This is a genomic window from Actinosynnema sp. NPDC050801 (assembly GCF_040673975.1).
GTDB lineage: Bacteria > Actinomycetota > Actinomycetes > Mycobacteriales > Pseudonocardiaceae > Actinosynnema.
The window spans coordinates 173390-192552 of record NZ_JBFAQZ010000001.1 but is presented as its reverse complement, the minus strand read 5'-3'; the positions used below and the strand labels follow the sequence as shown (position 1 = coordinate 192552).

15 protein-coding genes are annotated in these 19163 nt (G+C 72.5%); 6 read left to right on the top strand and 9 right to left on the bottom strand.

The window, feature by feature from the left end; translation table 11 throughout:
- The first annotated feature begins 142 nt into the window (after window positions 1-142).
- The gene (locus AB0K14_RS00905; protein WP_360448646.1) at window positions 143-724 is read left to right on the top strand and encodes a YqgE/AlgH family protein; all 582 of its coding nucleotides are present in this window, start codon (window positions 143-145) and stop codon (window positions 722-724) included.
- Window positions 725-726: 2 nt separating this feature from the next.
- Here AB0K14_RS00905 and AB0K14_RS00900 read toward each other — a convergent pair whose 3' ends face one another.
- On the bottom strand, window positions 727-1134 hold the full coding sequence (locus AB0K14_RS00900) for an SdpI family protein (protein WP_360448649.1): 408 nt from the start codon (window positions 1132-1134) through the stop codon (window positions 727-729).
- 102 nt (window positions 1135-1236) lie between these two features.
- Between AB0K14_RS00900 and AB0K14_RS00895 the strand changes: the two genes are divergently transcribed.
- Entirely contained in the window at window positions 1237-2352 is a 1116-nt protein-coding gene (locus AB0K14_RS00895; protein ID WP_360448652.1) for an esterase-like activity of phytase family protein, read from the top strand.
- Between the two features lie 149 nt (window positions 2353-2501).
- Window positions 2502-5303, top strand: coding sequence for a leucine--tRNA ligase (gene leuS, locus AB0K14_RS00890; RefSeq protein WP_360448655.1), 2802 nt, complete (start codon window positions 2502-2504; stop codon window positions 5301-5303).
- 47 nt (window positions 5304-5350) lie between these two features.
- Here the strand turns inward: leuS and AB0K14_RS00885 are convergent, their stop codons facing one another.
- The 3 genes from AB0K14_RS00885 to AB0K14_RS00875 all read right to left on the bottom strand — a co-directional run bounded on the left by AB0K14_RS00885 (window position 5351) and on the right by AB0K14_RS00875 (window position 7704).
- Window positions 5351-6004 carry a hypothetical protein gene (locus AB0K14_RS00885; protein WP_360448658.1) on the bottom strand — a complete coding sequence of 218 codons (654 nt, stop codon included), beginning with the start codon at window positions 6002-6004 and terminating at the stop codon, window positions 5351-5353.
- Window positions 6005-6148: 144 nt separating this feature from the next.
- The gene (locus AB0K14_RS00880; protein WP_360448660.1) at window positions 6149-6751 is read right to left on the bottom strand and encodes a hypothetical protein; all 603 of its coding nucleotides are present in this window, start codon (window positions 6749-6751) and stop codon (window positions 6149-6151) included.
- 197 nt (window positions 6752-6948) lie between these two features.
- Window positions 6949-7704 carry a TetR/AcrR family transcriptional regulator gene (locus AB0K14_RS00875; RefSeq protein WP_360449080.1) on the bottom strand — a complete coding sequence of 252 codons (756 nt, stop codon included), beginning with the start codon at window positions 7702-7704 and terminating at the stop codon, window positions 6949-6951.
- Window positions 7705-7824: 120 nt separating this feature from the next.
- Here AB0K14_RS00875 and AB0K14_RS00870 point away from each other — a divergent pair, with 120 nt between their 5' ends.
- Window positions 7825-9945 (top strand): MMPL family transporter, encoded by a 2121-nt coding sequence (locus AB0K14_RS00870; protein WP_360448663.1) that lies wholly within the window; start codon window positions 7825-7827, stop codon window positions 9943-9945.
- On the opposite strand, the gene AB0K14_RS00865 is transcribed toward AB0K14_RS00870, so the two are convergent.
- The gene (locus tag AB0K14_RS00865; protein WP_360448666.1) at window positions 9942-10955 is read right to left on the bottom strand and encodes a YncE family protein; all 1014 of its coding nucleotides are present in this window, start codon (window positions 10953-10955) and stop codon (window positions 9942-9944) included. The genes AB0K14_RS00870 and AB0K14_RS00865 overlap by 4 nt on opposite strands.
- A 292-nt stretch (window positions 10956-11247) precedes the next feature.
- Window positions 11248-13332, bottom strand: coding sequence for a DUF2339 domain-containing protein (locus AB0K14_RS00860; protein WP_360448668.1), 2085 nt, complete (start codon window positions 13330-13332; stop codon window positions 11248-11250).
- 108 nt (window positions 13333-13440) lie between these two features.
- Here AB0K14_RS00860 and AB0K14_RS00855 point away from each other — a divergent pair, with 108 nt between their 5' ends.
- Complete coding sequence (locus AB0K14_RS00855) at window positions 13441-14316, top strand: ribokinase (RefSeq protein WP_360448671.1); 876 nt, start codon at window positions 13441-13443, stop codon at window positions 14314-14316.
- Window positions 14317-14382: 66 nt separating this feature from the next.
- Window positions 14383-16014 carry a phosphoenolpyruvate--protein phosphotransferase gene (gene ptsP / locus AB0K14_RS00850; protein ID WP_360448673.1) on the top strand — a complete coding sequence of 544 codons (1632 nt, stop codon included), beginning with the start codon at window positions 14383-14385 and terminating at the stop codon, window positions 16012-16014.
- Here ptsP and AB0K14_RS00845 read toward each other — a convergent pair.
- Genes AB0K14_RS00845 through tdh form a run of 3 tightly spaced genes read right to left on the bottom strand, consistent with a single transcriptional unit; the run spans window position 16011 to window position 19151 of the window.
- Window positions 16011-16880: a LysR family transcriptional regulator gene (locus AB0K14_RS00845; protein ID WP_360448676.1), complete on the bottom strand. Its 870-nt coding sequence runs from the start codon at window positions 16878-16880 to the stop codon at window positions 16011-16013. The genes ptsP and AB0K14_RS00845 overlap by 4 nt on opposite strands.
- Window positions 16881-16938: 58 nt before the next feature.
- A complete protein-coding gene (locus tag AB0K14_RS00840) occupies window positions 16939-18117 on the bottom strand; it encodes a glycine C-acetyltransferase (protein ID WP_360448679.1) in 1179 nt (392 codons plus the stop codon).
- Window positions 18117-19151 carry an L-threonine 3-dehydrogenase gene (tdh, locus tag AB0K14_RS00835; protein WP_360448682.1) on the bottom strand — a complete coding sequence of 345 codons (1035 nt, stop codon included), beginning with the start codon at window positions 19149-19151 and terminating at the stop codon, window positions 18117-18119. The genes AB0K14_RS00840 and tdh overlap by 1 nt, the downstream gene beginning before the upstream one ends.
- Window positions 19152-19163: the final 12 nt, after the last annotated feature.

Genomic DNA, 19163 nt, shown 5'->3' with positions numbered 1-19163 from the left:
GGACGGTATTCCGCGTAGGCGTTTCAGTGGGCCCGGGGGACTCGATGGCGCCTGACGTTCCTTGCAACGAACACGGTAACCCGGATGTTCCGGCGCGGCGGAGGTGCCGCTGTCGCCTGGGACACGCGCGTTGTCTGGGATCATGCTCGGTGTGCGCCCTGATGCCGACGTCGAACCGGGTTCGCTGCTGGTCGCGGCACCGAGCCTGACCGACCCCAACTTCCGCCGGACGGTGGTCTACGTCATCGACCACCGCGACGAAGGCAGCCTGGGCGTGGTGCTGAACCGGCCGAGCGAGGTCGCCGTCCACGACGTGCTGCCCGCCTGGGGGCCGCACGTGAGCCGACCGCAGGCGGTCTACATCGGCGGGCCGGTGGAGCAGAAGACGGCGCTGTGCCTGGCCGCGCTGCGCACGGGCGAGGACCTCGCGTCGCTCGAAGGGGTGGTCGGCGTGCACGGCCCGGTGGCCCTGGTCGACCTGGACGCGGACCCGGACGCGCTGGTGGCGAAGGTGCGCGGGATGCGCGTGTTCGCGGGCTACTCGGGCTGGGGCGAGGGCCAGCTGGGCAACGAGGTCGGGCGCGGCGACTGGATCGTGGTGAAGGGCCTGCCCGACGACGTCATGACGCCGCCGAACGTCGACCTGTGGGGACGGGTGCTGCGCCGGCAGGGGATGCCGACGGCACTGCTCGCCACCTTCCCGACCGACATCCGCCGGAACTAGCCTCAGGCCCGGCTGAGCACGCCGCAGCCGCCGCCGGCGCCGGAGCACGCGCACCCGCCGCAGCCGGCGGGGGCCTGCTCGGGCAGGGCGTCGGCGGCCCGGTGGCCGAGCACGCCGCCCGCGCTCGCGACGACCACGCTGCCGACCAGCCCGACCAGGCCGATGACCAGCGTCAACGCCGGGTTCACCGCCGCCGCGACGGCCGCGACGACGGCGATGGCGCCCGCCGTCAGGTTGGGCACGCCGGCGATCTTGTTGGCCAGTGCGAACGTCTCGTCGTCGCGCAGCGTGGCCTTGGTGCGCACGCCGAAGAAGCGGTTGCGGTGCAGGCGGCCCCGCACGCCGAGGAAGCCGACCGCCGCGAACGCGACCCCGATCAGACCCAGCACCACAGGCAGCACGATGTTCACCCCACCGAGGGTAGGCGGGTGATCCGATCTTGGTGGCACCAGCCCCGGCTTCACTCGATCGTGGTCTTACGGACGGCCGGTCCGGTCGGAAAGCTCGTCACCATGGGAATTCGATCTTGGCTGGCCGGGTCGGTGGTCGTCGCCGCGCTCGTCTCGGCCGCGCCCGCCGCCTCCGCGGCGCCCGGCGTCCGCTTCCTCGGCCACACCACCCTGCCGAACGCCATGCAGTTCGAGGGCACGACGGTCGGTGGCCTGTCCGGCGTCGACCGGGACCCGACCACCGGCGGGTACGTCCTGATCAGCGACGATCGCTCGTACACGACCCCGGCCCGCTTCTACACCGCCGACCTGCGCGTCGACGCCTCCGGCGTGCACGACGTCCGGATCACCGGCACGCGCGCCCTGCGCCACGCCGACGGCGGCACCTACTCGCCACCGGCCCTGGACGACGGCCGCACCGTCGACCCCGAGGAGATCCGGGTCGACCCGGTGACCGGCGACTACTGGTGGAGCCAGGAGGGCGAGCGGCCCAGGACCGCCGGACCGGTCGTGGTCCAGCCCTCGATCCAGCGGGCCGACCGCGACGGCGGCTACGTGAGCAGCCTGCCGCTGCCCGGGAACTACGCCTACACGCCCGACCGCGGCCCGCGCCGCAACCTCGCCCTGGAGGCGATCACGTTCTCCCCCGACGGCGTGCTGCTCACCAGCGTGGTCGAGGGACCGCTCCTGCAGGACGGCGACCTGCCGACCGTCGACCGGGGCGCGCTCACCCGCCTCACCGTGCAGACCCGGGACGGCGCGGTCGTGCGCCAGCACGCCTACCCGCTGGAACCGCTGTTCGCCGAGCCCGAGCCCGGCCCGTGGGGTCCGGACACCGGCGTGCCCGCGATCCTCGCCGACCCGAAGGTGCCCGGCCGCTACTACGCGCTCGAACGCAGCTGGGTGCCCGGCGCGGACTACAAGGTGCGCCTCTTCCAGGTCGACATCGCGGGCGCGACGGACGTGCGCGACCAGGACGTGCTCGCCGACGACGTGCGCCCGGTCCGCAAGAAGCAGCTCGCCGACCTGCACGACTTCCCGCTGCCCGTGATCGACAACGTCGAGGGCCTGACGTGGGGCCCGCGCCTGCCCTCCGGTGAGCGCACCCTGCTGCTGGTCAGCGACGACAACTTCGCGGCCGAGGAGTTCACCCGGTTCATCGCGCTTGCGCTGCGCTGATACCGTTGACGACATGAGCAAGGCCCGCCTGCTCCTTAGCTAGCCGCGCAGACCTCGACAGCCAGGTCCGCGCGGCAACCCCTCATGCCCTTCCGGGCTGGGGGGTTTCGTCATGTCAGGGGCAGGTACCGATGGAGAGGGACATCCCGATGAGCACCGACGCGGCGGACGCGACGCCCGCCTACCGCTACACCGCCGAGCTGGCCGGCGAGATCGAGCGGCGCTGGCAGCGGCACTGGGAGGAGCAGGGCACCTTCCACGCGCCCAACCCCGTCGGGCCGCTCAAGGGCGACGTGCCCGCCGACAAGCTGTTCGTGCAGGACATGTTCCCGTACCCGTCGGGCGCCGGCCTGCACGTCGGCCACCCGCTGGGCTTCATCGGCACCGACGTGTTCGCCCGGTACCACCGGATGAACGGCCGCAACGTGCTGCACACGATGGGCTTCGACGCGTTCGGCCTGCCCGCCGAGCAGTACGCGGTGCAGACCGGGCAGCACCCGCGCAAGACCACCGAGGACAACATCCAGACCTACCTGCGGCAGATCCGCAGGCTGGGCCTGGGCCACGACGAGCGGCGCCGGATCTCGACCATCGACCCGGACTACTACAAGTGGACCCAGTGGATCTTCCTGCAGATCTTCAACTCCTGGTACGACCCGGCGGCGGGCCGGGCCAGGCCGATCGCCGAGCTGGAGGCGCAGTTCGCCTCGGGTGAGCGGCCCACGCCGGACCGGCCGTGGGCGGAGCTGACCCGGCCGGAGCGGGAGAAGCTGCTGGGGCAGCACCGCCTGGTGTACCTGTCCGAGGCGCCGGTGAACTGGTGCCCCGGCCTGGGCACCGTGCTGGCCAACGAGGAGGTCACCGCGGACGGCCGCAGCGAGCGCGGCAACTTCCCGGTGTTCCGGCGCTCGCTGCGCCAGTGGATGATGCGGATCACCGCGTACTCCGACCGGCTGATCGACGACCTGGACCGGCTGGACTGGCCGGACAAGATCAAGGCGATGCAGCGCAACTGGATCGGGCGCTCGCACGGCGCCCGGGTCAAGTTCGCCGTGGCCGGGCACGACGGCGTCGACATCGAGGTGTTCACCACCCGGCCGGACACGCTGTTCGGCGCGACGTACATGGTGCTGGCGCCCGAGCACCCGCTGGTGGACGTGATCGCGTCCGCCGAGCAGGCCGACACGATCGCGGCCTACCGCGCCGAGGTGTCCCGCAAGTCCGAACTGGACCGGCAGGAGAACAAGGACAAGACCGGCGTCTTCACCGGCGCGCACGCCACGAACCCGGTCAACGGCGCGCTGATCCCGGTGTACGTGGCCGACTACGTGCTGATGGGCTACGGCACCGGCGCGATCATGGCGGTGCCCGGCCAGGACCAGCGCGACTGGGACTTCGCCAAGGCGTTCGACCTGCCGATCGTCCGGACCGTGCAGCCGCCCGCGGACTTCGACGGCGAGGCGTACACCGGCACCGGCCCGGCGGTGAACTCCAGCCACGAGAGCAGCGTCAGCCTGGACGGCCTGGACGTCGACGAGGCCAAGAAGAAGATCATCGCCTGGCTGGAGGAGCAGCGGCGGGGCGAGGGCACCGTCCAGTTCAAGCTGCGCGACTGGCTGTTCTCCCGGCAGCGGTACTGGGGCGAGCCGTTCCCGATCGTCTACGACGCCGACGGCACGCCGATCGCGGTGCCGGAGTCGATGCTGCCGATCGAACTGCCCGATGTGGACGACTACTCGCCGCGCACCTTCGACCCGGAGGACGCGAACTCCGAGCCGTCGCCGCCGCTGTCGCGCGCCGAGGACTGGGTCACCGTCGAGCTGGACCTGGGCGACGGGCCGAAGCAGTACCGGCGCGAGACCAACACCATGCCCAACTGGGCGGGCTCGTGCTGGTACCAGCTGCGGTACGTGGACCCGACCGAGCAGGACCGGTTCGTCGACGCGGAGAACGAGCGGTACTGGCTGGGCCCGCGCCCGGCCGAGCACGGCGCGTCCGACCCGGGCGGTGTGGACCTGTACATCGGCGGCGTGGAGCACGCGGTGCTGCACCTGCTGTACGCGCGGTTCTGGCAGAAGGTGCTGTTCGACCTGGGTCACGTGTCCGGCGACGAGCCGTACCGGCGGCTGTTCAACCAGGGCTACATCGAGGCGTACGCGTACCGCGACTCGCGCGGCGCCCCCGTGCCCGCCGAGCAGGTGGAGGAGCGCGACGGCAAGTACTTCTTCGAGGGCGAGGAGGTGCGGCGCGAGTACGGCAAGATGGGCAAGAGCCTGAAGAACGTCGTCACGCCGGACGAGATGTGCGAGAAGTACGGCGCGGACACGTTCCGGCTGTACGAGATGTCGATGGGTCCGATGGACGTCTCGCGGCCGTGGGCGACCAAGGACGTCGTCGGCGCGCAGCGGTTCCTGCAGCGGTTGTGGCGCAACCTGGTCGACGAGACCACGGGCGAGCCGCGGGTGGTCGACGTCGACCCGGGCGAGGACGCCCTGCGGCTGCTGCACAAGACGATCGCGGGCGTGCACGACGACTTCGCGAACCTGCGCTACAACACGGCGGGCGCGAAGTTGATCGAGCTGAACAACCACGTCACCAAGCACTTCCCGGGCGGCGCGCCCCGCGCGGTGGCCGAGCCGATGGTGCTGATGCTGGCGCCGCTGAGCCCGCACGTCGCCGAGGAGCTGTGGTCGAAGCTGGGCCACACCGACTCGCTGGCGCACGGCCCGTTCCCGGCGGCGGAGGAGAAGTACCTGGTCGAGGACACCGTGGAGTACCCGATCCAGGTCAACGGCAAGGTGAAGGCGCGGGTGGTCGTGCCCGCGTCGGCGTCCGCGGACCAGGTCGAGGCGGCGGCGCTGGCCGACGAGAAGGTGGCCGAACTGCTGAACGGCGGCACGCCGCGCAAGGTGATCGTCGTACCCGGCCGGCTGGTCAACGTCGTGCTGTAGCGGGGTTCACGGACAACGGGTTCGCAGGAGCGGGCCCACGAGCGGGTTCACGGACGGGGCAACTGGGCGGCCACTTCGGTCATCGCGTCGAGCAGGTCCGGCTCGACGTGCCCGGTTGCCGGTTCGGACTCGGCGATCGTGATCGTGTTCCCCCTGGTCTCCGACCAGTAGTGGCGGGCGGTGAAGCGGATGTCCGCCATGCCCAGCAGGGAGCTGCCGAGCGGTCTCACGTCACCGGTGCCGTGGACGTCGATGAGCCGTTCGAACCGCTTGGTCCGGGCGCGGTCGCCGAAGGACACCCACACCACCGACACGACGGCGGTGTTGCCCGCACCGTCGTCGGTCGCGAAGATCCAGCGGTCGAGCGCGGTGCACGGCGTGTGCACGAAGAACTCGCGGACCTGGCCGAACGAGTTCGACAGGCACTCCAGGTCCTGCTTGACCGCTTTCCGGCGGATGCGCGTGCCCAGGCGGTTCACCGCGCCGTCGGCGTCACCGTCGCGCGCGTTCTTCTTGCCGTCCGCCTTGCGCGCGTTGAGCCCGGGTGTCGACCCGCTCGTCGCCGTGCTCGTGGACAACGCCGCTTCACCGGCGACACCGGCCGCGCCCGCCAGAGCCACCACGGCCGCCGCGACCACCGCGCCGCCTTTGCCTGCTCCTTTGTCGGAGCCGCCACCAGGGCCACCGATCCTGCGTGCCATGCCGCCTCCTGGTCGTCCCGGCTGATGGGGATCGACCATGCAAGCGTGCGGTGGGGGGCGGTGTCGCGGATACCGGTCAGGACCGCTCGAAAGGTCCAGCGATCTTCCGCAATAGTGCTGCCCGTCGCGCGGTGGGGGCCCGGACTAGGGCCGGGGCAACTGGGCGGCCACTTCGGTCATCGCGTCGAGCAGGTCCGGCTCGACGTGCCCGGTTGCCGGTTCGGACTCGGCGATCGTGATCGTGGTGTCCTTGGTCTCCGACCAGTAGTGCTCGGCGGTGAACTGGACGTCCGGCAGGCCGACGACCCCACCGCCCAGCGGTCGCACGTCGCCGGAGCCCGCGACGTCGATCACCCGGTCGAACTGCCGGGCCTGGTTGCGGCCCGGGAAGGTCACCCACACCACGGAGACCAGCGCGGCGTTGCCCGCCTGGTCGCCGACGGCCAGGAGCAAGCGGTCGAGCGTGGTGCACGGCGTCCGGGCGAAGAAGTCCCGCACCTGGCCGAACGAGTTGCCCAGGCAGTCGAGCTCCTGCTTGAGCGCCTGCCTGCTGATCCCGACACCGAGGTGGCCCATCGCGCCCTCGGCGTCACCACCGCGTGCCGCGCGCTTCGCGTCCCACTTGCGCACGCCGATGCTCTCCACCGGTGCCGCACCGCCACCGCCGCTCGCGCCCGAGTTCAGCGCCGCGCCACCGGCCCCGCCCGCGCCCGCGAGGACCACGAGCACCGCGGCCACCAACGCCACGCCGCCGGATCCCTTGTCGGAACTCTTCCGTGCCACCATCCCCCCGCCCCGAGACGTTCTCGCCGTGCGGCCCACCCATGCAACCCGCCCGAGCGCCGGTGGTTGCGGTGCGAACGCGAAAAGCCCTCGAACGGCCCAGCAGGTATGCCCGGAAGTCGCACCTCACCGTTGCGGAGGGTTCTCCCGCCGGGCCGGCTTCACGGGCGCGACAGGTGGCGGAACCCCATCTCGCCCAGGATCTGCGCCAGCATCGAGTCGAACATCGGTTCCGGGTTGGACACCGCGAACGGGAACCGGCCGAAGACCTCCAGGGCCACGTGACCGTAGATGCGGACCCACGACTGCGTGATGTGGTAGACCGCGCCGAGCGGCAGCACGTGCTCGTCCACCACGCCGCCGCGGTCGGTCACGGTGGCCAGCAGGACCTGCTGGAACGCGGTCAGGTCGGCGTGCAGGTCCGCCGGCACGTCCAGGTCGCCGAGGTCGTCGGGCAGCGGGTGGCTCGCGATCAGCCTGCCCGCGACCTCCAGGAACACCCGGCCGAACTGGTCGCCCACCTGGCTGCGGTCGTCGGTCGGGGCGCACGAGCCGAGGGTGTCCTCGGTGGAGGCGAACACCAGCGTGAACTCCTGCGGGTGCGCGAGCGCCCAGCGGCGGAAGCCGCGGCACACCGCGTAGACCTGCGCGCTGACGTCGTCCTCGGCGATGTCGGCCAGGTCGGCGTCGAGCTCCGCGGCCAGGTCGGTGCAGATGTCGTCGGCGAGCCGGCGGAGCAGGTCCTCGCGCGAGTCGTAGTACCGGTAGAGGGCCGGAGCGGTGATGCCGACCTCGCGTGCGATGGCACGCAGAGTCACGGCGTCGCGGCCGTGCTCCACGAGTAGGGCACGCGCCTGTCGCCGGATATCACGCTCGGTCTCGGCACGTAGCCGTTCCCGGCGCGTGGCCTCGGTCATATTCACCCAATCAGGTTGTAAACGGTGTTCACCCGGGTATAACTTCGCGACGAGTAGTGAACGGTGTTTACGGAGTTGACGCCATTCACGCAACGGTAGCCCATCTGCCTGGGAGGACGCGTGTTCGCGAAGTGGGGGTCGTTGGCGTACCGCCGCAGGTGGGTGGTGTTGATCGCGACGGTGGCACTGGCGGTGGTCGGCGGCATCTGGGGACTGGGCGTGTTCGACCGGCTCAGCCAGGGCGGCTACGAAGCGCCGACGAGCGAGGCCGCGCGGGCCAACCAGGTCGCGCAGGACGCGTTCGGCCGCCAGGGCGGTGACGTCCTGGCGGTCTACGACACCACCGATCCGGCCCAGCTCCAGCGGATCTCCGCGGAGCTCGCCGATCTCCCGACCGACGCCGTGCTGAGGGTGCTGCCGCCGGTGCCGTCGCCGGAGAGCGGCAAGTCGCTCGTCGTGATCACGCTGCGCTCGGGTGACAACAACACCCAACTCAAGCAGTACGAGCAGATCGCCGACCGGCTCCAGGTCGACGGGCTGGCGACGCAGGTCGGCGGCCTGGTGCCGACCCAGAAGGCGATCAACGACATGTCCGCCTCCGACCTGACCAAGGCCGAGGCCGTCTCGCTGCCGATCGTGCTCGTCCTGCTCATCATCATCTTCGGCGGCCTGGTCGCCGCGTCGCTGCCGGTGGTGGTCGGCGGCCTGGCGATCGCGGGATCGCTGGGCGTGCTGCACGCCGTTTCGCTGGTCGCCGAGGTGAACTCGTTCGCGGTCAACGTGGCCAGCCTGCTCGGCCTCGGCATGGCGATCGACTACGGGCTGTTCATGGTCGGCCGGTTCCGCGAAGAGCTGGCCGAGGGCCGTGACACGCCGGACGCCGTGCGCCGGACCGTCATGTCGGCGGGCCGCACCGTGCTGTTCTCCGCGACGCTGCTGGTGATCGCGCTCGCCGGGTTGCTGCTGTTCCCCCAGGGCTTCCTGAAGTCCCTGAGCTACGGCGGCATGTCCGCGGTGGCGATCGCGGCGATCGTGTCGCTGACCCTGCTGCCCGCGCTGCTGGCCGTCCTCGGCCACCGCGTGGACAAGCTCGCCATGCCGTGGCGCAAGAAGAAGACGGCGTCGGAGGGCGGCTGGCGCAGGCTGGCCGGCCACGTGATGAAGCGGCCGGTGCTGTTCGCGCTGCCGATCGTGCTGGTGCTGCTCGCGCTCGGCTCGCCGTTCCTGGGCGTGAAGTTCGGCGAGGTCACCGAGAAGGTGCTGCCCGAGGGCAACCCGGCCCGCGTCGCCGCCGAGACGGTGAACAACGACTTCGCCGCGCTGTCCAACGCCGGCTTCAAGATCGTGATCACCGGCGACCCGTCGCCCGCCGACGTGCAGCGGTTCGCCGGCGAGGTCGGCGCGGTGCCCGGTGTCGGCGAGGCGCAGGTCGCGGCGGAGCCCGCCGACGGCGTGTGGCTGGTCAACGCCGGACTGGACCAGGACGCGTTGAGCGACGAGTCCAAGCAGGCGCTGCGGGACGTGCGCGCGTTGGCCGGCCCCGGTGACGAGGTGCTCGTCGGCGGCAGCACGGCGATGGTGACCGACAGCCTCGACGCCATCGGCGAGAAGCTGCCGCTGATGATCCTGCTGCTGGTCGGCGCGACGTTCGTGCTGATGTTCCTGGCGTTCGGGTCCGTGCTGCTGCCGATCAAGGCCGTGGTGATGAGCGCGCTGAGCCTGTCGGCCACGTTCGGCGTGCTGGTGTGGGTGTTCCAGGACGGGCACGGTGCGTCGCTGCTCGGCGTCACGCCCGCGCCGCTGGAGTCCGGGATCGTGGTGCTGATGGCGGCCATGGTCTTCGGGCTGTCCACCGACTACGAGGTGTTCCTGCTGTCCCGGATGGTCGAGGCGCGTGGCCGTGGCGCGTCCACCGAGGAAGCGGTGACGGCGGGCCTGGCCAAGACCGGGCGCGTGATCACCGCGGCGGCGCTGCTGCTGATCGTGGTGACCGGCGCGTTCGCGTTCTCGCAGATCACGATGATGCGGTTCGTCGGCGTCGGCATGATCCTGGCGCTCGCGCTGGACGCCACCGTGGTGCGGATGCTGCTGGTGCCCGCGGTGATGAAGCTGCTCGGCGACGCCGCGTGGTGGGCTCCGGGGCCGCTGCGGCGGATCCAGGAGCGGATGGCGATCCACGACGAGGCGCCGGAGGACGGGACGGCCGACGCGGACCGGGCCCGGGTGACGCAGCCCGCCTAGGACAGGTCGACCGGTTCGAACGCGATGGCCGTGGCCGTGAAGCCGCGGCCATCGTCCTCCAGGCCGCCCAGCTGGAACGTGCTCAGCACTCTGTTGTCCGCGCTGTCCAGCACGGTCGCGGTGTTGCCGCCGGACAGGAACACGCGGCGGTCGCCGGGTGCGACGGCGAGGGTCTTCGCCCTGAACCGCAACGTCTTCGCGGCCCGGGTCGCGGTGTCGACCACGGCGACCCGGCGGTCGAGCGCGACGTAGACGCGCCGCCCGTCCGGGGTGACCGCGATGCTGCCCGCGCCCTTGCCCACCGGCGTCGACCAGCGGACCTCGTCGGTGCGCGGGTCGATCATGGAGACGGTCCCCCGGCCTTCGCCGAGGTCGAGCGAGCTGACGTAGACCGCGTTGCCGTCCGGGCTGATCGCGACGTGCTGCGGCATGCCGCCGACGGTGATCGTGGTCTTCGGGCTGGCGGTCTCGGTGTCGAGCACGCTGACGGTGCCGTCCTGGGCGTTGGCCACGTAGAGCCGGCGGCCGTCGGGCGTGACCGCGATGCCCTGCGGCTGACCACCCGCCTTGATCGCGGCGACCAGGCGGAACGACGCCGGGTCCACCACCGCCACCGCGCCACCGCCGGTGACGTAGAGGCGTTTGCCGTCCGGGCGCAGCACCGCCTGCGCCAGCTGCGCGCGGACGTGGATGCGGCCGACGACCTTGCCCGCCACCGGGTCGACCGCCGTGATGACGCCCGCCCAGCCGTTGACCACGTACACCCGGTGGCCGCCCGGTCCGACCGCCGCGCCCGTGGTCCAGGCACCGGTGTTCGCGCTCGCCACGACCCGGCCGTCGGAGGTGTCGAGCACCTGCACCCGCCCGCCGTGCGCGACCACGTACGCCTTGGGCGCGGGTGTGCCGGCCACCGTGACGACGTGCGAGCGCTCCTGCCCCGCGGCGGAGATCGCGGCGGCGACGAGGACAGCGGCGGTGCCCAGGGCTGCGGTGCGGCGTCGTCCCCACATGGCTGGGATGGGAACACCGCGATGCGGTCGGATTCCACCTTCGTCCTACGGACGAGTGCCTTTTGTGCCGGACCGGGTGATCGTGGCCGGGCTGACGGCGGTCTCGGCCCGGGTGCCGCCCGCGGCGGCGGGACGGGCGGCATCGGCGGCGGTGCGCCCGGCGCCGGTCGCTCGGGGGGCGAAACGACCGACGCCGGACTCCTGCCGGTGCCGGAGCACCGGTGGTCGAACCCCGACGACGTAGACCTCTACACCAGGTTGACGCAGTCCGCTGCGTTTTGGATCCCGAGAGCTACGAATCAGCCGAAATTCGTCGAGTTGCCACCAGCTTGGCGTAACGGGTGCCCGCCGTCAGGAGGACGAGGCCCGCGCCGATGAACGCGAGCACGCGCGCGATCCCGTCCAGTGCGGCCATGTCGAACAGCAGCAACTTCGCCACCGCCGCTCCGACCAGCACCAATCCGGCCACCCGCAGGGACTTCCGGTCGATGCCGCGCACCAGCAGCACCAGTGCGGCGACCGTCCACGACACCGTCACGATCGAGTGACCGAAGAGGAATCCGGTCACGTCCTGCGACACCAGCAGCGCACCGCACAACACGACCCCGGCCGCCGCGTACAGCAGCACGACACCCGTCAAGATCCACGGGAACGGGTGCCTGCCCAGGACGCCCAGGCTGGTGGCCGCCCACGGCAGCACGACCATGAGGACACCGAGGACCAGCGCGGTCAGCATGCCGGACACCAGGAAACCACTGGTCTCCGCCCGCCACGGCTCGTCGAGCAGCAGTCGCGGCGGCACGGCCTGGGCGACGGTCAGCAGGAACCCGATGGCGCCGAACACCAGCGACCCGAGCAGCGGACCGCGTGACGCGAGGACCTTGGCCAGGAACGCCAGCAACAGCGCTTCGGCCAGCACCGCCGCCGCGCGCGTGCTGCCGTCCAGGGCGAACGCCGTCGCCTGGAACAACGCGAACACGCCGACCGCGCCGACCGCCGCGCTGAAGTTCTTCGGCAACGAGCGCCGGCCGGCCGCCCACAGCGCGAGCATCATCACCGCGACCGCACCGGCCACACCGGCGGCGAGGTCGGGGTCGAGGACCGCGGTGGTCAGCAGCGCGGGCATCGGCGAGCCGACGGCGAGGGCGAGCGCGGTGACGTCACCGGGCCGGGCCCTGATCGTGAGCACCGCGGTGGCCACGCCGATCACGGCGGCCAGCAGGGCGAGCCCGGCCAACGTGTACTGGTCGGTGCGCCCGATCACCAGGACCGCGGCGATCAGCGGCGGAACGCCCGCCGTGACCGCGAGCCACGGCCAGTCGCGCTTGAGGTGCACCGGACTGGCCGCGATCTTCAGGACCAGCAGGAACGCGACGAGCAGCGGCGTGAAGCCCTGGGTGAGGACGGGCGCGCACAGGGCGCAGGCCGCCACCACGCCGATGGCCAGGACGGCCGAGTCCCAGCGCAGCGCGAGCAGCAGGCCGCCGCCCGCGATGAGCAGCCCGGCGGCGAGACCGCCGCCCTCGGGCAGGTACTCGTAGATCGAGGTGGCCGCGATGACGTCCAGGTAGAGCACGGCGATGCCGGTGGCGGCGAGGGCGAACGCGCCGGTGCGGCCGGTGGGGGTGCGGTGCAGCCACAGGCCGAGGCCCACCAGCGCACCGCCCAGCGCGGCGCCGCCGAGGACGCGGGGCAGCGGGCCGAGGTAGCCGCGTTGCACGGCCAGGACGAGGAGCAGCACGACACCGAGCAGCGTGACCGCGCCACCGACCCAGGCGAGGAGCTTGCTCCCCGCCCCGTCCTTGCTGAGGCGGTCGAAGAGGGTGGGGCCGGGCGGCGGCGGTGGCGCGGGCGTCCAGTAGGGCGTGGGCGCACCCCAGCCCTGGTCGGTCCGTGGCGGCGGGGGCGCGCCTGGGCCGGTGGGCTGACCGGGGCCGTACGGCGGCGGAGCACCCGGGTAGACCGCGGGTCCGCGCGCCGCGGTGTAGGTGGGGGCTTGCGGTCCCGGGCTGGTCGGGTAAGCCGTGACCGGCGGGGTGGGGCCGGTCGGCCGGGCCCCGGCCTGGTCCTCGACGTGCGGCCGCGGGGCGGGTGCGCTCGGTGCACCGGCGGAGGCGCTGGTCGCCGCGCTGGTCACCGCGCTGGGTGCCGCCGCGCTGGGCGCTGCCGTGGTGGTTGACGCCGTGGTGGTTGCTGTCGTGCTGGGCGCCGTCGTGCTGGTGATGGGCGTGTTGGTGACGGGAGGCGTGGTCGCCGTGGCCACCGTCGACACGCTGCCGACCCGGTGGAGTTCCTGACCCACCGCCTCCAGGCGGCGGCCCAGGTGGCCCAGTTCGTCGGCCAACCTCGTCAGGGGGTCCTGCGCAGTCCCGGTCATGTGACCAGCGTCGCCCCGATCGGGTGTATCCGGAATCCGTACCACTACTCAAGCTGGTACCGAACTGGTCACGCCGCCGGCCGCACCGGGGCCTGGCAGAGTTCCACCGTGACTGTTCTCGTGCTCGGATCGGCCAACGCGGACCTCGTCGTGTCGGTGCCACGCCGCCCCGCCGGCGGTGAGACGGTGCTCGGCGGCGACACGGTCGTCCTGCCCGGCGGCAAGGGCGCCAACACCGCCGTCGCCGCCGCCCGGCTCGGCGCGCCGGTCGCGCTCGTCGGCGCGGTCGGCGCGGACCAGTACGGGGAGCTGCTGCTGGGCTCGCTGTCGTCGTCGGGTGTGCGGACCGACTTCGTCCGCACGTCGTCGCGACCCACCGGCCTGGCGTACATCACCGTGACCCCGGACGGCGAGAACTCGATCGTCGTCGCCCCCGGCGCGAACTCCGACGTCGGCACGTCCGATGTGGACGCGCTCACCTGGGACGACGTGTCGGTGCTGGTGTGCTCGCTGGAGGTGCCGGTGTCGACGGTGGCCCACGCGGTGCGGACCGCCGCGGCGCGGGGCGTGCGGGTGGTGCTGAACCTGTCGCCGGTGGTCGAGGTGCCGGCGTGGACGCTGGCCGGGCTCGACCCGCTGATCGTGAACGAGCACGAGGCCGCGTCGCTGGCGTCGTCGTTCGAGGGGTTGCTGGAGCTGGGCCCGAAGTCGGCCGTGGTCACGTTGGGCGCACGCGGCGCGGCCGTCGTCACGGCCTCCGGCGTGGTGGAGGTGGGCGCGCCCGAGGTGTCCGTTGTGGACACCACCGGCGCCGGGGACGCGTTCGCGGGCGCGCTGGCGTTCGGCCTGTCGACCGGCTCGTCGCTGGTGGAGGCCGCCGGGTTCGCCGCGCGCGTGGCCGCGGTGTCGGTGACGTCGCCAGGGGCGCAGCCGTCGTACCCGACCCTGGAGCAGGTGCGTGAGGGTGAGCAAGGACCGGGGTAGCGGGTTCGGGACCGGTGGCGTTGGCTGTCCTTACGTCCCGCCGACCCGAAGGGTATGGTCTAGACCATGTCGAGCGCGCGGCTGAGCGGTGTCGGGGTGAGTTCCGGTCGGGCTTCCGGTCCGGTGGTCCGGGTGGCCGAACCCCTGGGTGAACCACCGGCCGGACCCGCGCCCGCGGACCCGGCCGCGGAGGCCGCGCGGATCAGGCCCGCCGCGCAGGCGGTCGTGGCGTGGTTGCAGGAACGGGCCGCCACCACCAGCGGCGAGGCGAAGGACGTGCTGGAGACGACCGCGGCGATGGCGGCCGACCCCGCGTTGCTGTCCCAGGCCGAGAAGCTCGTGACGTCGGAGTCCCTGCCCGCCGCGCGGGCCGTGCACCAGGCCGCCGCCGGGTTCATCTCCGCGCTCGAAGCAGCCGGCGGGTACATGGCCGAACGCGCCCGCGACGTGCGCGACGTCCGGGACCGGCTGGTCGCCGAACTGCTCGGCGTGGCCGCACCGGGCGTGCCGTCACTGTCCTCGCCGTCGGTCCTGGTGGCCCGCGACCTCGCGCCCGCCGACACCGCCGGGCTGGACCCGGCCATGGTGCTCGCGCTGGTCACCGAGGAGGGCGGCCCGACCTCACACACCGCGATCCTGGCCAGGTCGCTCGGCATCCCGGCCGTGGTCGCGTGCCGCGGCATCCTGGACCTCGACGCGCCCGCCCTGCTCGTGGACGGCGACACCGGCGTGGTGCAGGCCTCCGACGGCACGGTCCGCGCGGCCCACGTCGCCGGGCGGGCGGAGTGGAACGGCGTCGGCGCGCTGCGGGACGGGTACCGGGTGAAGGTGCTCGGCAACGTCGGCTCGCCCGCCGACGCGGTCGCCGCGGCCGCGGGTGGTGCGGAGGGCGTCGGCCTGTTCCGGACCGAGTTCTGCTTCCTGTCCGCGTCGTCGGAGCCCTCGGTCGAGGAGCAGCGCGAGGCCTACGCGGCGGTGCTCGCGCCGTTCGCGGGCAAGCCCGTGGTGGTGCGCACCCTGGACGCGGGCGCGGACAAGCCGCTGCCGTTCCTGGCGCCCGAGCCGGAGCCGAACCCGGCGTTGGGCGTGCGCGGCCTGCGGGTCGCCTTCGACCGTCCCGACGTGCTGGAACGGCAGCTCGAAGCGATCGCCCTGGCCGCCGCCGACACCGACGCCGAGGTGTCGGTGATGGCGCCCATGGTCGCCACCGCCGCCGAGGCCGCGTGGTTCGTGGAACGGGCGCGTGCGGCCGGGCTCCGGCGCGCGGGCGTGATGATCGAGATCCCGGCCGCGGCGCTGGTCGCCCACGAGGTCCTGGCCGTGGTCGACTTCGTCTCCATCGGCACCAACGACCTGGCCCAGTACGTGTTCGCGGCGGACCGGCAGGTCGGCGCGGTGGCCGCGCTCAACGACCCGTGGCAGCCCGCCCTGCTGCGGTTGATCAAGCTGGTCGGCGAGGCCGGCACGGCCCTGGGCAAGCCGGTGGGCGTCTGCGGCGAGGCCGCCGCCGACCCGCTGCTGGCGTGCGTGCTGACCGGGTTGGGCGTGACGAGCCTGTCGATGAACCACACCGCGCTGGCGGGCGTCGGCGCGAAACTCGCCTCCACCAGCTTCGACCTGTGCCAACTGGCCGCCCGCGGTGCGGCGGCCGCCGCCGATCCCGCCTCGGCGAAGCTGGCGGCGCGCGCGCCGCACTAACCGACGGCGTCCAGCAGGGCGTCGCGGACCAACCTGATCAGCGGGTGGTCCTCGCTGCCCGCGCGCACCGCCGCGACCACCCGTCGCAACGGAGCCGTGCCGCGCACGGGCACGCCCGGCACGGCGTTGCGCGGGACCAGGGCCACGCCGGCCCCGGCCCGGACCAAGGCGTCGACGGCCCGGAAGTCGTCGGACGTGTGCGTGATCCGCGGCGCGAAGCCGGCGTGCTCGCAGGCCAGTTGCACCACGTCCCGCACCGGGTTGCCCGGCAGCGTCACGACCCAGTCGTCGTCCGCGAGGTCGGCCAGGTCGACGTCGGCCGCACCGGCCAACGGGTGCGCGGGCGGCAGCACCACGTCGAACGGCTCGGTGTAGAGCGGGAACCGGGTCAGCCGCCGGTCGTCCGTGCGCAGCCGGTACTCCTCGGTGATCGCCAGGTCGATCTCGCCGTCGAGCAGCAGCGGCACGCTGGCGTGCCCCTCCACGTCGCGCACCCGCAGCGTCACGCCCGGCGCGGACACCCGCAGCGCGGCCAACGCGGGCGCCACCACCTGCGTGATCGCCGACGCGAAGCTGCCGACCTCGACCCGGCCGGTGGTGCCGGACGTGAACGCGGCCAACGTCGCCTGCGCCCGTTCCAGCTCCGCGGCCACCGCGTTGGCGTGCCGGACCAGGAGCTCACCGGCCGCGGTCAACGACACCCGCCGTCCGCGCCGCCGCAGCAGCGGGTGCCCCACCTCCGACTCCAGGGCGGCCAGCTGCTGCGACACCGCGGACGGCGTGAGGTGCAGCGCGTGCGCCGCCGCCGTCACGGTGCCGTGGTCGGCGAGCGCGCGCAGCACCCGCAACCGCCGCGGATCGATCACCGGCCCGTTGTCACGACGTCCACCCCCGGCACAGGCACAGGCACAGGCGCGGGCCAGGTCACATCCGGTCCCGGGCCGCCACGAACGCGTCCACCGCCCGGTGCACGTCCTCGGTCGAGTGCGCCGCCGACATCTGCGTCCGGATCCGCGCCTTGCCGTGCGGCACGACGGGGTAGGAGAAGCCGATCACGTAGATGCCCTGCTCCAGCAGCAGGTCGGCCATCCGGGACGCCTCCGCCGCGTCACCGATCATCACCGGGATGATCGGGTGCTCGCCCGGCAGCAGGTCGAAGCCCGCCTCGGTCATCCGCGAGCGGAACAGCGCGGTGTTCTCGCGCAGCCTGGTCAGCAGCTCGCCGGACGAGCTGAGCAGGTCCAGCGCGGCGATCGCGGCGGCCGTGATCGAGGGCGCCAGCGAGTTGGAGAACAGGTACGGCCGCGACCGCTGCCGCAGCATCTCCACGATCTCCGCCCGCCCGGACGTGTAGCCGCCGGAAGCGCCGCCCAGCGCCTTGCCGAGCGTGCCGGTGACGATGTCCACCCGGTCCTGCACGCCGAACAGCTCCGGCGTGCCGCGCCCGTTCGGCCCGGTGAAGCCGACCGCGTGCGAGTCGTCCACCATCACCAGCGCGTCGTACCGGTCGGCCAGGTCGCAGATCTCGTCCAACGGCGCCAGGTAGCCGTCCATGGAGAACACGCCGTCGGTGGCGATCAGCCGGTACCGGGCGTCGGCGGCGTCCTTGAGCTGCCGCTCCAGGTCGTCCACGTCCCGGTTGCGGTACCGGTACCGCCGTGCCTTCGACAGCCGGACGCCGTCGATGATCGACGCGTGGTTCAGCTCGTCGGAGATGATCGCGTCGTCCGCGCCGAGCAGGGTCTCGAACAGACCGCCGTTGGCGTCGAAGCACGAGCTGTACAGGATCGTGTCCTCGGTGCCCAGGAACGCCGACAGCCGGGACTCCAGCTCCTTGTGCGGCTCCTGCGTGCCGCAGATGAACCGCACCGACGCCATGCCGAAGCCCCACCGGTCCAACGCCTCGTGCGCGGCCTCGACCAGCCGCGGGTGGTCGGCCAGGCCCAGGTAGTTGTTGGCGCAGAAGTTCAGCACCTCGGCGCCGGCGCCCACCCGGACGACGGCGTTCTGCGGTGTGCCGATCACCCGCTCGGCCTTGTAGAGCCCGGCCGCGCGGATCTCGTCCAGGCCGGTCCGCAGGTCCTCGCGCATCGCGCCGTACATCAGTGAGCTCCCGTCCAGTCGAGGATGACCTTGCCGCACTTGCCGGCGCGCGCCGTCGCGAACGCCTCGTCGAACGCCGTGTAGGCGAACCGGTGCGTGATCACCGGCGACAGGTCGAGGCCGCGTTGCAGCAGCACGGACATCGAGTACCAGGTCTCGAACATCTCCCGGCCGTAGATGCCCTTGATGTGCAGCATCTTCAGCACGACGCTGCCGAAGTCGACCGCGAAGTCCTCGGCCGGCAGCCCGAGCATCGCGATCCGGCCGCCGTGGGCCATGTTGCCGATCATCTCCTGCAACGCGATCGGCTTGCCGGACATCTCCATGCCCACGTCGAAGCCCTCCGACATGCCCAGCTCGGACTGGGCCTCGGAGATCGTCCGCTCGGCGACGTTCAGCGCGAGGTCGACCCCGACCTTGCGAGCCAGGTCCAGCCGGTGCTCGCTGACGTCGGTGATCACCACGTTGCGCGCGCCCGCGTGCTTGGCCACGGCCGCCGCCATGATCCCGATCGGGCCGGCGCCGGTGATCAGCACGTCCTCGCCGATGACCGGGAACGACAGCGCGGTGTGCACGGCGTTGCCGAAGGGGTCGAAGATCGCCGCCACGTCCAGGTCGACGGGTGCACGGTGCACCCACGCGTTCTGCTCCGGCAGCACCACGTACTGCGCGAACGCCCCGTCGCTGTGCACGCCCAGGCCGCGCGTGTTGGCGCACAGGTGCCGCCGGCCCGCCTTGCAGTTGCGGCACGTGCCGCAGACCAGGTGCCCCTCGCCGCTGACCAGGTCACCGACGTGCACGCCGGTCACCGACCCGCCCGTCTCCACCACCTCGCCGACGAACTCGTGCCCGAGCACGAGCGGCGCGTGGATGTTGTGCGCGGCCCACTCGTCCCACGAGTCGATGTGCAGGTCCGTGCCGCAGATGCCGGTGCGCAGCACGCGCACGACCACGTCACCGGGGCCGGGGGCGGGGTCCGGGACGTCGGTCAACGACAGACCCGGTCCGGCGGTCGTCTTGACCAGTGCCTTCATGCGGGCGAGTGT